Genomic DNA, 13,537 nt, shown 5'->3' with positions numbered 1-13,537 from the left:
AAGGGTCTGTTTGCATATCCGGTCGTTGCTATACTGAAAGAAAATGCGTAAAGGAGTCCAGTCCCATGAAACGATTTATCATCTTCACCTTGATCGCTACACTCCTCATCGGCGTATTCCCGCCGGCCGTCTCGGCGAAGGCAACATATGTGACCGTGAAGCAAGTCGCCCTCAAGCAATCGGCGTCGACGAAAGCGAAGACGCTCGTCACCATACCGAAAGGCAAGGTCGTCACCCACTTGTCCGATAAAGGCAGCTGGTCGAACGTCCAATACGGCAAGCAGAAAGGCTACGTCGCCAAGCGCGACATCAAGAAGCAGACCGCCGCGCCGAAACCGGGGGCGGGCACGTTGCCGGCACCAAGTTATGCGTATACACAGTTCGCCTCTTACAAAGGCGGTTCGGTGATCAGCATTTATGGGAAAAGCTATAAAATCGACCCGCCGCTGCTGCCGTTCTTCAAAAAAAACATGGCCACCCTGCAGACAATCTTCGGACTGCCGATCATATCCGGAAATACCGTGACCGGCTATAAAGAGCTGAAATTTGATTTGCGCGGCCCTAAAGCTGCCCAGATTCAGATCGATGCCACGGCGGCGAGCCGCATCCACACGTTCGTCGTCCCGATTGACGCCTTCCCGAACCTGCCCGTCACGATCACGGCGGCCGCCCCGGTTCGCCAGCTCGCGACGTATGGCGCTAGACCGTATGAGAAAGGGTTTTACGGGGAAAGCGATTTGCGCTTGAACGGAACGTTCCGGCAAGTCGACTTGACAGGTCGCGCCACCCTCACCGGTAAAGCGACGATCGACCGCCTCGTCCTGCGGATGGGCGACCTATATCCGTCCGCCCACAGCTACACGGCCGACGTCCAAATCAATGGGACGATCACGCACCTAGAGAGCCTCTACCCGGACGCCCAAGTCACACTCGGAAAAACGACCGTCGTCCGTAACCTTAAAGGTGTGGACGCCAATCAGCTGCTCGACGGTCAATTCGGCCTCATCCGCGGGACAAGACCGCAAGCGACGCTCGTTCGCGGACGGTGGATGAATGACCCTGAGCGGCGAATCAGTTCTTGGACCGAGATGATGGCGAATCGAACCATCGATGACAAGACGCTACGTCAATGGTTCACGCAGCTCGGTTTAAAACACGTCACGGACGACGCCCTCCCCTCATACCGACTCGCATTCGAGACAAACGCGAAAGCGACCAACACACGCATCGAGATGGGGACGCTTGAGTCTTGGCAGCGGCTCATCCTCGACGTGAACGCCTCACTCGGCACAACGACGTATGATCACCCGTTCGTCTTGGCGAACGACAACGACATCCTCGTCCGTCACGATCGCCCGCTTCGTGATTTGAAGACCGACCGAACGGATCTTTATCAATACGAGTTGATCGGGCTCATCGGTCCAACGGGTCAGTTCGAACAGATTGCCTTCAAGCGGACGCATTCCAATCCGAAATTGCATCAGTTCGGCACCCTTGACAGTCAAATGATTCTTGAACCATACGAGGCACCCGGTCTGTACCGTCACGTGTCCATCCAAAACGGAAAGCGGCACATCGTCTCCGTCGAAGTCGCCGATGTCGACGGACGTCTCGGCATCGTCAAAGTGAACGGACAACCGTTGCATGCTTTTCAAAAGCCCGCACCAAAAGTCGAAGTCAAACTGAGCAGCGGGTACATCTTCATCCGCTCGTCGGACCAGGCATGGCTACAACACGCTCAACAGTTCAAGACAGGCGGGACTTATGATGAACCGACCCAACTCGCGGTGGGCAACGTGTCGGATGCCGGCGATTGGAACAAAGGGACATACCTCGCGGCCGGCAGTTACGGATTGAGCAAAGGAAAATCGATTCGAATTCAAGCGTATGGCTACACAGATGTACTCGTCCGAACCCCTTAATTTCTATGCTTTCGAAACGCAATTTCGTAAAATTATTCAATTCCTTGTATTTGGAATTCATAAAAGAGTAAACGTCAATTAATCCAAAATCACAGCCTAAAAAAACAAAAAAAGAAGCGACAAATTATGGATATAAATGTATACTGATGTGGAAGAAACTGATAGAAAGAGGTGCGGTCATGACAACTTTTCTCCCTTGTTCCGAGCGATTCACATATAAACGAAATTTACAACGGCTCGCGGAGATCGATTTGCACCAGTCAGCCACATCTGAATTCTCGTTCACGCTGCGCGTCAGTGAGCAAGCGAAATTGGCCGAGCCATTCCAACAAATCGATTCACTCGACTCGGCAGCGCTTTGGAAATGGTTCCCGAACGTCAAAGCCAAATACGATACGCAGCGCGACTGCCTCAAAGCGGCGACGTCTTGCCTGTCTGTCATGGTCATCAATTAATTTTTCAAACGAGGTGCTTCACGCGCCTCGTTTTTCTTCACAAGAAAACGCCTGCCCGATTTCAATTCGGACAGGCGTTTTTCGGTTTAGCGGACGGTCACATACACCGTCTGCGTACGCCCTTTCGGCGTCGTGAATTTGATGGTCAGGCGTGTGCCTGACTTTTGTGCCGCGATCGCGACCGGTGTCGATTTCGATGTCACCGTCTTCGTCGCGATCAGCGTCGTTCCGCGACGGACCGTGATCGTGCCGTAGTCGACGTTCGAGTTCACCGTAAGCGTGCGCATCGTACTCGTCGGGGCGGCGACCTTCATGACCGGGGTAAGACCCGCCTTCACGTTCACCGTCTGGACGAAGCGATAGACACCGCGTGTGCTGACGAGCGTGATCTTCGCCTTGAGCGGTTGCGGTGCCAAGCTCATGACGACACGGCCCGTCGATGAGCTCTTGCCGCTCGTGATTTGTTTCGTCCCGTTCTGCAACGTGACGCGACTGTTCGGGAGCACCATGCCGACCCACGTCTTCTGTTCATCGTGGAGACGAATGTTGCTGAACGTCACTTGCGGAAGGGCAAGGCGTGTGTCGAGCTTTTGCCCGCCTCGTGTCAAGCGGACGAGGACGATGTCGCCCGGTTTTGCCGGCACCGTGAAGCGTGTCGGTGAGACCGGTGTCGCCGTCGTCAACTTCCCGTTGATGAAGAATTGGAGCACAGCGCGCGTGTCACGGCGAACACTGACGACCGTATGCGTCGCCGTCATCGCGACGTCCGTCACTTGGAGGATGGTCGGACCAACTGCGGCGACACGATGTTCGAGCGTCTTCTCCCGGTCACCGGCTTTGGCGACGACTTTGATGACGTCCCCGTCTTTTAATGGCGTCGTCAACGAGACCGTCTTCCCATTCCCGACGTGTTTTCCGTTGATATAATGTGTGAACGTCGTCAATTTTGCCGTCGAAGATATCGTGAGTGTCGTATCTCCTTCGTTCGGCGTGCCGGCTAGACTGAATACCGGTTCGGCCCGTTCATAGACGACGAGCTTCTTCTCGGCTCCTTCCGTCCCGGCCGGCGCGTACTGGATCTCGACACCCTTGGCGATCGGGTCGACCGTATCGGTCACACGGGCGATACCGTTCGCGTCCGCTTGTATCGTGTCATAGTAGCGGTGCGCATACTCGATGACGTACAAATCGATTTTCCCATTCGGCACCGTCTTGAAGACAACACCTGCCTCCGCTGAATCGCTCACGACCGTGATCGTGTTCGCTTCCGGATTCGGCGTCGGCACGACGAACGGTTTCCGATAAACGTATGTCCCGCTCGAATTCGACGTCACCGTGAGCGGTGTCCCCGGGAGCAGGCGCTCCGTCTGCATACGGAAGACACCCGTCGCGTCAGCACTTGCCGTGTATGTCAACACGTCAGTCTCTGACTTCAACACACGGACGGTGACACTTGCCCGCGGCGACGTCTGTCCGACAATTTCACCAGCAAGACCAAATCGATTTAAACTGACCGTCCCTTCATCTGTCGTATTCAAACTACCGCTAAATACTTTCCCCAGATAAACAAAATCGTAATAGACGGTCGTCGCATAGCTCCGATTGAACGGCGACGTCAACAGCTCATAACGGCCATTTTTCTTCGCTCGTTCAATCGAGATCGACTCGGTCGTCCCGTCCAGGTAAGTCGCGCTCAAATAGACCGGGTAGTCACGCTTCGTATAAATCGTCGTGTCCCCTTCGCGATTTTGGCGCTTGTCGACGACGAGTTCGAGTTTCGTCGGAAGCTTTTTGTAATCCGCCATCGGCATCGTCTGATCCGTGAAACTGAGGACGTCATTATAGACGCGCGGCACGGTGTCCGTTTGGTACGTCTCGGTTTCGCCGGTCGTCACATCGTGCACCGAGTAAGCTTTTTGTCCGGTCCAGTGCAGCGCCCCCATCGACATCGCATATTCAGTCCGTGAGTGGTTTCGTGTCGTCAAGGTGACCGCACCGGTCGTTTCATTGTAAATGTAGTGGGCCTCGTTCGAATAACCTGTCATATAGACAGTCGTCTTTTCGAACGTGAGCACTTTGTTAATCGGGTTCAGTTGGCGAGGCAACGTCCGTGTGAAGAGCGTCGCGCCCGTCTCGACCGACACGTGGTCGACCGTCTCGAGGTGGCTCGACGCGGCGAGCACCGTTTTTCGATCTGTCGACAACGACACGTAACGTGTACCAAGGTCTTTCTCCCAAATCACGTCGCGGTCGAGTGTTGTCATGACGGTCTTGCCGTCTTTGTACCAGAGCAAACGATCATTTTCAACATCCGCCCCGAGCAATTTGTCGTCTTCATCGAACCAGAAAGCGGTGACGCTGCCATCAAAACCGATGAGGTAACTCGTCGTGGAACAACCCGAGCAACTTCTCAAGATGACGACGTGGTCACCATCAATACTTGCGAAGCTATTGACGTCATGGTAACGCATAATGTCTAGCGTCTCCTCGAGCGGGATGCGCTCGCCGGTCGCAGGCTCATATAGCGCCGTCCAGTCGTTTAGTAAGACGTAAGGGCTGTTTGAGATCCGGTGGTGCCCTGGGATCGGCTCATTGGTCGTCTCGGCGTTCGCACTTGGCAAAGCGAAGCCGGAGGCAACCAAGAAGAGAACCAACAAAAAGGTAATTCGTTTCACGTATGTTTTCCTCTTTTCTTAAAATTATGGGAAATGATATTTTTTATTACAAAAAAAGTATAATTGCTTTTTTAGAAAAGGGGAATAGTTTTTTGTGCAAAGCACAGAAAAAACCGGCAGTGCCGAAGCACTACCGGTTTACAAGATGGCTCTGTCCGAAGACTTTGCTCTATTTAACCCTAAGGGAGGGTCAACGATTAACGGACGACTTTTACGTCGAACGATACTGGTGAAGAAAGGAGGTTCCCGTTCTCATCAGTTGTGATTTGTGGTACGACGATTGTAGCTGTACCTGATACGCGGTCGCCTTCGATTGTGAGGAACTGACCATTGTACGTAAGACCAACCAAGTTTGTAACAACTGGTGAGATCTCAAGATCTACTCCGTTTGAAAGAACAGAAAGTTGGTTGTTCGTCAAGTCGTAACCCATTGTCTTACCGAACTGGTCAACGACCGTTACAGCAGGAGCGAAGACAAACTTACCGTTTTCAGCTTTACCGAAGAGAAGGTTATCAACATCCAAAGCACCGAACTCAGATGCGTCGATTGTGCGCATCGCTGTGTTGACTTGTGCTTTCGTTGCTACAGAATCAGTGTTTGTGTAATCCACTGAAATTGTATCAACTTGAACACCGTTCACGATTGCTTTGATTGTCGCTTTACCAGAAGTAGCGAACTTAGTTGCAGCAGCGTCTGTGAATTGAAGCGTTCCTTCAGTTGTAGCATCGAAGAAAGCAGCGTGTGCAGTTGAAGAGTATGTGACTGCATACTCAACGTCAGCAGCGCCAACAGTTGAGATGACGTTGCCATACTTGTCAAGTCCGCGAACAACGTAAGTTACTTCATCGTCTTGATCAGAGATTGCACTAGTGTCTACATCAGCATCGAGTGCTTTGTTAGCTGATGTGAGAACGAGGTCGTAAGAAGCGACTGTTGCATCGAATTCAGATACTTTAACAGCGACCGACTTCGTGAATACAACTTTACCAGCGTTGTCTTTGAACGTGACTGTGACAGTAGCAGAACCGTTGCGACCCTCTTCTTCAACTGACACATCACCGTTAGCGTCGAGTGATACTGTCGCCACGTTAGTGTTGCTCGATTTAACTTCAAGTGTACCAACTTTGTCACCAGCTACGCGAACATCTCCATCTGATTCGATGACTGCAGGGAAGTCTTCTTTGTACTGATCGAGGAAGTCAACTCCAACAGTTTGTGGAGTATCATCTCCTGCTACTGCCCCAGAATCAAAGCTGAGTGATGAACGTGTGAGTGTTGCGTCAGCAATCTTAGAGTCAGCTACAACTGCGAATTCTACGATTGTCTCGAAGTCGCCGCTCTTCACTTTAACTTTAGCTGTTCCAGTTGCATATGCAGTGATAGCTCCTGAGCTAGCTACAGTTGCAATCGCTGGAGTCAAGTTCGTGTACGTTTCGTTGTTAAGAAGTTGGATTTCTCCAGTCACATCTTTCACGAATACATCCAAGAATGCGCCAGTTTCAGAAACTTTGATTGTAGTGTCAAGTTCGCCATCTTTCTTAGCTTGCTTGTAAGCTGTTACTAATGCGCCTTCTGATGCATTAGGGTCTGATGAAAGGTTAACGCCGTCGAATGCTGCGATTTCTTGATCATCAGAGACAGTTACTTTAACAGCGCCAGTAGTCGCGAGAACGTCTGCACCGTCTACTGCTTTAACTTCTACGAAGAATGTGTTTGCAGAAGCAGTATCAGAGAAGTTGAATTCTCCAGTTGTTGTGTTCAAGACAGATGAAGTTGCAGAAAGTTCTACATCATCATTTGACAAGAGTACGCCGTTTTTGTCTTTGACAACGATGAAGTCAAAAATGTCGTCGCCGTCAAGGAAGTTTGTTTTCGTGAGTGTTACTGAAGCAGCAGCAGCAACTTCGAACTCGAAGTCTTTTTCGATCGCAGTTGTCACTTCGCCAGATGGAACTGAGAAGTTGTTAGCTGAAATCGTGTACTCGCCACGGTCAACCAAGTCTTGGTTGAGTGTGAGAAGCAATTTAGACTTATCGTCAGCGTCAACAGTTACTTTAGTTACGTAACGGCCGTTGTTGAGTTTGAAGTCAGCAGCTTCAACGCCTGAAACTTCTTTGTTGAATTTCACTTCAAGTTGGTCAACTTTAACTGGCTTCACTGAGAATTCAGTAGCTTCAACTGTGAAAGCAGTTTCTGCAGTCATTACTTCACCAGACTTGATGACGAATGAGTGAGTTCCTGCAGGAAGAGCTGGAGTCTTAGCAGTCAACTTACCATCCTTGATTGTTGCAGCAACTGGGATTGCTTTAGAAGCGTCTTTGAATGGGTAGATGAGAACATCTGCCTTCGTATCTTCTTTAGCGTTTTCAACGTCAGCAGTTACAGAAAGAACTTCTTTCGCTTGATCGACTGAAGAAGCAACGTTTGAGAATGCAACTTCGCTTGCGACAACTGTGTAAGTCAAGAACGAAGTGATGCGGTTCCCGTTATGGTTGTACGAGATGAGGACTTTTTGTGCGCCTGCATCTTTCGTGTTGTAAGTTGAGCTCATTGTGAAACGCTCAGGAGCTTGTGTGTAAACTTTACCGTCTCGGTACATTACGCGAATCGATGGTTTTTCGAGTTCAGAACCAGCTTTTACTTCGCCAAGGTCTTGATCGAAGATGTAAAGTGGGTAGTTACGAGCGTAAAGTTTCTTGATGTAAGTCTTGCCATCAGAACCTTGGCCTTTAACTGTTTGCCACTTGTTGATTGCTGTTACGAGGTATTTGCCCCATTTGATTTCTACACCTTTAGGCGTGTTAAGCGCGAGCGCTTCTTTGAACTTGCCACCGAGTACGACCTCTGCTTTAAGTTCTACTGTTGAAGTTGAAGCTTCTGCTGCCATTACCGGAGTAAGAGCTGCTGCCGTCACAGCAAGTGCTGCTGACGCTTTGACTAGCTTGAATGATTTCTTTGCCATCTTGTGTAAATCCTCCCTTTGGTATGTTGCGATTTTGCTCTACCAGCTTGCAAGCTACGCTCCCCCCACTAAACGATTCCATATGTATACGCCATTCGTTCGAACGACTTATGCAACCTGATCCTTTAGGTCTTGAGTTTCACTTAAACTGATAGGTATTTTTCAAGATGTGAATCTTGAACAATTTACCAAGTATGAACTTGGAAAACCTTACATCCATAATATACATAACGCTTCCAATCAGCACAAGCGTTTTTTTTCGCAAAAATGGGAATGATTTTGAATTTTGGAGTTTTAAAGATAATTCAATATCAGTTTTACCTTATTTACAAATGTCGAAAATCGTCGAAAAACGCCGATATAACGCCATTTCGACATTTTTCGATATGATTAACCCTTTAAATGTATTTAATTTTACTTTTATTACCTTCTCATATAATTACCATGTCTAATTTTAGATTGTATCAAAATAAGGAATAATTTAACCCTTATTTTTACATTGACCAAACTTTTAAAACTGATTCAATAAGACTAGTTTGAAATTTGGGGAATACATTTTGACTAGTCCAGTTGCAAATTATACACAAAAAAAGCTACGAACCGGTTTGGTCCGTAGCTTATGAAAAACGTCTTTCTTCTATATTAGTAACCCGCGTATTGGAGCGATTGAATGAAGGCCCGTTTCTCGCCCCCGAGGAGCGCCCATTCGAATTCATACTCGTAGCCTTCGATGGTGATGACGATCCGGTTCTCTGGACGGACGTGTTGCTTGATGAACGCAATCATCTTCGCATCCGGAATGAACCAATACGTCTCGTCGACGGTTCCATCGTCGTACTCTATATAGTCGACATCGAACGGATCGATCGTATGGACGTACGATGCCGAACCGACACGGATACGGAGCTTCTCGAATTCGAGCGGCTCACCGTCTTCCGCATAGTATTGCAAGAGGAAGCCCATGCTCGCTTTCGTCGGACGTTCGAAGAAGAACGGTGCGAACGTCTCGTTGTAACGAGTCGACCCATCAGCCGCGAACACTTCCTTATGAACGACGATACGATTTCCCTCTTCGTCACTGACACGGTGGAAGTTGTTGAAGAGCGCGTGTTGGACCGTGAGCGTCTCTGATGCGCTACGGTTGCCGGCACCGTCACGGACGACGAGCGACATCTTCTTGCCGAGCGGTTGTTTCGGGATCGGGAGAACGAACTTCCCTGTCGACATGACCGGGGCCGTGTACGCTTTCCCGTCGACCGTCACGATGACCGTCGCGAGCGGCTCTGCCGTTCCGGCAATCCCGTTCGAAAGCGTCGTGACCGCTTGCGTGAGGCGCGCCTTGCTCGGTGCGACCTTATCCGCTACGACCGTCGACTTGACGAGTTCGCTGATCGCACCGTTCGCCGTCTTCGCCTGCGCCGTCAAGACGGTACCGACTTTTTGAAGCGCGATGACACGGCGGTAGTTCCCGTTCGCGTCGAACGAGCCGTTGAACGTGCTGCCCCCGACCGTCACAGTGACGGCGAGTCCTGGTGTACCTGTCACTTCGATCGCACGAGCCGAGTTATCGACTGGGTTGATGACCGGTGCCGCCGGACGTGCCGCCGGGTCTTCCGCGACGATGACGCGTGTCACAGCGCTTGCGTTCCCGCTCGCATCGACTAAACGGACATCGATGACGCGGCCGACTGGTTGTGGGGACATCGTGAACACGGCTTCACCGTTCGTACGGATGACGCGCTCGTATGTTTTCCCAGCGACAAGGATTTCAGCTTTTGCACCGATTTCCCCTTGAATCGTGAGTGACGTCGACGTATGGAACGGTGCCGCTACGACCGGCGCAGCAGGTGCCGTCACGTCGGCGACAGTCGTCGTGTCTCCTTCAGCCGCAACGAACGTCGGTGTAAAGCCACCGATGACGAGTGTCCCGGCGAGGAAAAGCGCTAAGTATTTCGGTTGTTTCATTTTATGAATTCCTCCTAAATAATGTATCGAATTAGACAACAGCTTTATTTTAATGGATTTTTTTAAAAATAGGTACATAATTTTCTATTTTAGGTGCACATTTCTCTTCAGTACACAAAAAAACATCTCCATCGCTGGAGATGCCTGATCACGTCTCGTGAATCATTGTCGCTTGTCCGCCTTGCCAGAGCCACGTGTCCTGGTCTTTCACGTACAAGTGCAGTGCCCAGAATCGGCCCTCGTAAGCGTTCGTCCCAAGGATAAACCGCTCCTCGAGCAACAGTTGCACGACAGCGAGCTCACCTTTGATCGTCTCGTCGAACGTGACCGTCTCTTGGGCGATCCATTGGACGGCGGCCGGGTCGACGAACTGGTCTAAAAATGTCTCTTTATCGAACTGACGCCCGCTCGAGTCGACATAGCGGAATTCATCGTGCATGATGCCCCGCATCGCGTCAAGGTCGCCCGCCGTTTGAAGCGATGCCCGGTCGTCAGAAAGTTGTTTCATGTTGAGTGTTTCCATAGCTGTACCTTCCTTTCACCGTACATCATAGCATACATTTCCTGCTTAGACCGCCCAATCTGACACTACCTCATCCACCCAAAGTACCTCTGCGATTGTCTATAGAAAAGACCGTATCGACAAGCTCCGCAAGATGAACGGCAATTTGAAAGTGTCTTGAGCATCAAAATCCTTTGACGCATACGAAAACCGGCCCTCTATGGAGAGCCGGTTTTCGTTCGTTCATTTGACGGTGACGGTCGTGATTTTACTGACTTTCTTCGTCACGTCTTCAACGTGGACAGACAAGCGCTCACCTTTTTTCAAGGCTCGCGTCTTCGCCACGTATGTGCCGTTCAATGCTATTTTCGACTTGCCGATGACACGTTTGTTCTGATCACGCACGACGACGGTCATCCCGGCTTGCGCTTTCCCGGTCACTTGTTTCGCGTTTGCACGAGGTGCTGTGACGCTCGGGGCACTCGGTCGAAGCCCTTTGGCGACGACGACGCGTTCTCCCGTGAAGAGTGGCCCGTTCGTATACGTGACACGAAGTACCGTTCCCGCTTTTTGTGGGGCGAGCGACATCGTCAACTTGCCGTTTTTGACCGTTCCCCAGCCGATCCGTTTCGTTTTATTATACACGTTGACGACCGTTCCCGATTTTGCGGAAACGTTGAAGACCGGCGCGTTATCAAATATGCGCTCCGGCTTCGGCGCGAGTTGAAGCATCGACTCGGCCCGGTAGACGTTCACTTTCCCGTAACCGCTCACGACGTCATAATACGGGAGAAGCGGAGTATTCAAACCATCTAACACGTCTTGCATACCATCATATTCACGCGGGTCTTTCGGTGCGTCTCCACCCGTGAAGGCGAGCGGCTCCGACGAACGGCGTAAGATCGTCCGGACGCCTTCGACTGTCACACGCGGGTGTTGCGAGACGAGAAGTGCCACAGCGGATGCGACGTGTGGCGTCGCCATGCTCGTCCCGTCCATATAGACGACGTTACCGTCCGGAACAAGACTCGCGACTTTTGAACCTGGTGCGACGACATCGACGTTAATTCCGTAGTTCGAATAGTCCGTGACGAGACCGAACGTGTTCGTCGCGCCGACCGAAATCGTGTACTTCGAAGACGCCGGATACGAGACGCGCGACTGGCCGTCGTTCCCCGTTGCTGCAACGATAATGACACCGCGGTCATGCGCATACTTCAACATATAACCGATCGTGCGGCTTTCCGTTCCGCCGAGGCTCATATTGATGACTTTCGCTCCGGCGTCGACGGCATACTTGATACCGAGTGCGATTTGATCCGTCTCCCCATATCCGCCGGCATCAAGTACTTTTACCGGTAAGATGGACACGTTCGGGACAATCCCCCGCATCGACGTGCCGTTGTTTTGAGCGGCCGCGATGACACCGGCGACGTGCGTCCCGTGACCGTGGTCATCGATTGCGTCGCCTTCCCCGTTCGGGTCGACGAAGTTCTTCCCATTTCGGACATCAACTTTCCCTTTCAAATCGAGAAGGCGGTGGTCGACACCGGTATCGAGAACGGCAACTTTGACGGTACGGGCTTTCAAGTTGAGCGCCTCGTACTTATCAAGGCTGATGCCCGCGTCCCCGAACGGTTTCAACACAGAGCGGCTGTTGACCGACCATTGATAGCTATAGCTCGGGTCCGCCATAAATGCAGAGTACGTCTCGATCGGCTCGATATAGTCGACGTTCGGGTCTGACTCGAGCACCGCTTGTGCCGACGCTTTCGTCTTCGCTGACGCCGTTTCGACATCGACGAGCGCGAAATGGTCACCCGGTGAACCGATGGCGAGACGTTCGGCCGAGACATCACGCATCGCGTTCATCTTGCCAATCGATCGGTTCGGTGACGACTTGTATTTGACGATATAACGCGGGGCGTCCGTCACGTTGACGGTGACGCCGATGCGGTCGAACACGTCCGTGAGCGGTGTTCCCGCAAGTTCATCCATCCCGGCAAGACCTGCGACAGACGCGATGTCCGCCTTCAATCCTTCCGGCACGCTTTGACTGACGAGGGCGTGCATCCGGTTGATGGCCGCTGACTCTTTCGACGACACTGTATGCTGTTTTCGCTCGACGAGAGCTGTCAAAAGCGGTTTGAGTGTCACCAGGTCGTTATACGCCGCCTGACGCTTCGTCTTGTCGAACGTGATCGCCTTGATGATGTAAGGCGAGGCACGGTAGTAGAGTGCCGCGAGTTCCCGCCCTTCTTCTGATTGGTTGAGCACGTCCGTCTGGACACGTCGAATCAGCTCGAGCATCGTCTTTTGATCACTTGCCGGCATTAAAATCGATTCGACGGCACACATATCGCCGCTTGCCTGTTCATATTTCACCGGCAATTTGACCGGGTTGTAGACGAGGTTGATCTCTGAAGCGAACTCCGACGGGTCCGGTTCGCTTGGCGGTTCTGTTCCGTCCTCACTCGGTTCTGTTCCTTCTTCACTCGGCTCTTCTCCTTCTTCAAGTGAGAAGATCTCCTCTTCCGGTGGATACATGTCCGGCGTCTCCATCGGCATGTACTCGACTTTGACGTAGTATGGTCCTTCCCATGCATATGGGAGATGGATTGTCGCTTTGCCGTCCTCTTTCGAGGCGCTCGCACGGTAAGGATAGAACGTATCGTCTTTCCCGGCCATATCGGCGCTCGGATAGACCGAGACGTTGGCGAGTTTCGTCGCCTCCATGACGATTTCCATATGGGTCATCTGGCTCGGAGCTCCTCGCTCCATCTTGAACCAGTATGTATTGACCGGGTCGACGCCCGTCGTGAACGTGACAGCCTCCCCTGCTTCCAGTAGTGTCGCTTGCTTCATTCCGGCCCCGGCATCAGCGTGGATGCGCGGCGGGACGAGCGAGACGATAAGTAGGACCGCGAGCAATGTCGCAACAGTCCGTTGCACCAATCGTTTCATTTGTTTTCCTCTTTTCCAAGTATTAGGTGGATCACCTTGGATATAGTATACGAGATCTGTTAGAAAATGTTTCAATCGTGTTACGAAAATA

At 51.5% G+C, this 13,537-nt stretch carries 7 protein-coding genes; 2 read left to right on the top strand and 5 right to left on the bottom strand.

Annotated elements, in window-relative coordinates:
• Positions 1-65: 65 nt before the first annotated feature.
• Positions 66-1,922, top strand: a complete 1,857-nt coding sequence (locus KNP77_RS11625) for an SH3 domain-containing protein (RefSeq protein WP_214890926.1) — start codon at positions 66-68, stop codon at positions 1,920-1,922.
• A 179-nt stretch (positions 1,923-2,101) separates the two neighbouring features.
• Complete coding sequence (locus KNP77_RS11620; RefSeq protein WP_131464210.1) at positions 2,102-2,377, top strand: hypothetical protein; 276 nt, start codon at positions 2,102-2,104, stop codon at positions 2,375-2,377.
• Positions 2,378-2,463: 86 nt separating this feature from the next.
• Here KNP77_RS11620 and KNP77_RS11615 read toward each other — a convergent pair whose 3' ends face one another.
• The 5 genes from KNP77_RS11615 to KNP77_RS11595 form a co-directional block, all read right to left on the bottom strand.
• Positions 2,464-5,052 carry a hypothetical protein gene (locus tag KNP77_RS11615; RefSeq protein ID WP_214890924.1) on the bottom strand — a complete coding sequence of 863 codons (2,589 nt, stop codon included), beginning with the start codon at positions 5,050-5,052 and terminating at the stop codon, positions 2,464-2,466.
• Between the two features lie 197 nt (positions 5,053-5,249).
• Positions 5,250-8,015 (bottom strand): hypothetical protein, encoded by a 2,766-nt coding sequence (locus KNP77_RS11610; protein ID WP_214890921.1) that lies wholly within the window; start codon positions 8,013-8,015, stop codon positions 5,250-5,252.
• Positions 8,016-8,657: 642 nt separating this feature from the next.
• On the bottom strand, positions 8,658-9,980 hold the full coding sequence (locus KNP77_RS11605) for an Ig-like domain-containing protein (protein WP_214890919.1): 1,323 nt from the start codon (positions 9,978-9,980) through the stop codon (positions 8,658-8,660).
• A 148-nt stretch (positions 9,981-10,128) separates the two neighbouring features.
• The gene (locus tag KNP77_RS11600) at positions 10,129-10,503 is read right to left on the bottom strand and encodes a nuclear transport factor 2 family protein (protein WP_070328521.1); all 375 of its coding nucleotides are present in this window, start codon (positions 10,501-10,503) and stop codon (positions 10,129-10,131) included.
• Positions 10,504-10,725: 222 nt separating this feature from the next.
• Complete coding sequence (locus tag KNP77_RS11595) at positions 10,726-13,446, bottom strand: S8 family peptidase (RefSeq protein WP_214890916.1); 2,721 nt, start codon at positions 13,444-13,446, stop codon at positions 10,726-10,728.
• Positions 13,447-13,537: the final 91 nt, after the last annotated feature.

The sequence above is a fragment of the Exiguobacterium sp. s142 genome (genome assembly GCF_018618455.1).
GTDB lineage: Bacteria > Bacillota > Bacilli > Exiguobacteriales > Exiguobacteriaceae > Exiguobacterium > Exiguobacterium aurantiacum_A.
This window is presented reverse-complemented; position numbering and strand designations above follow the sequence as displayed.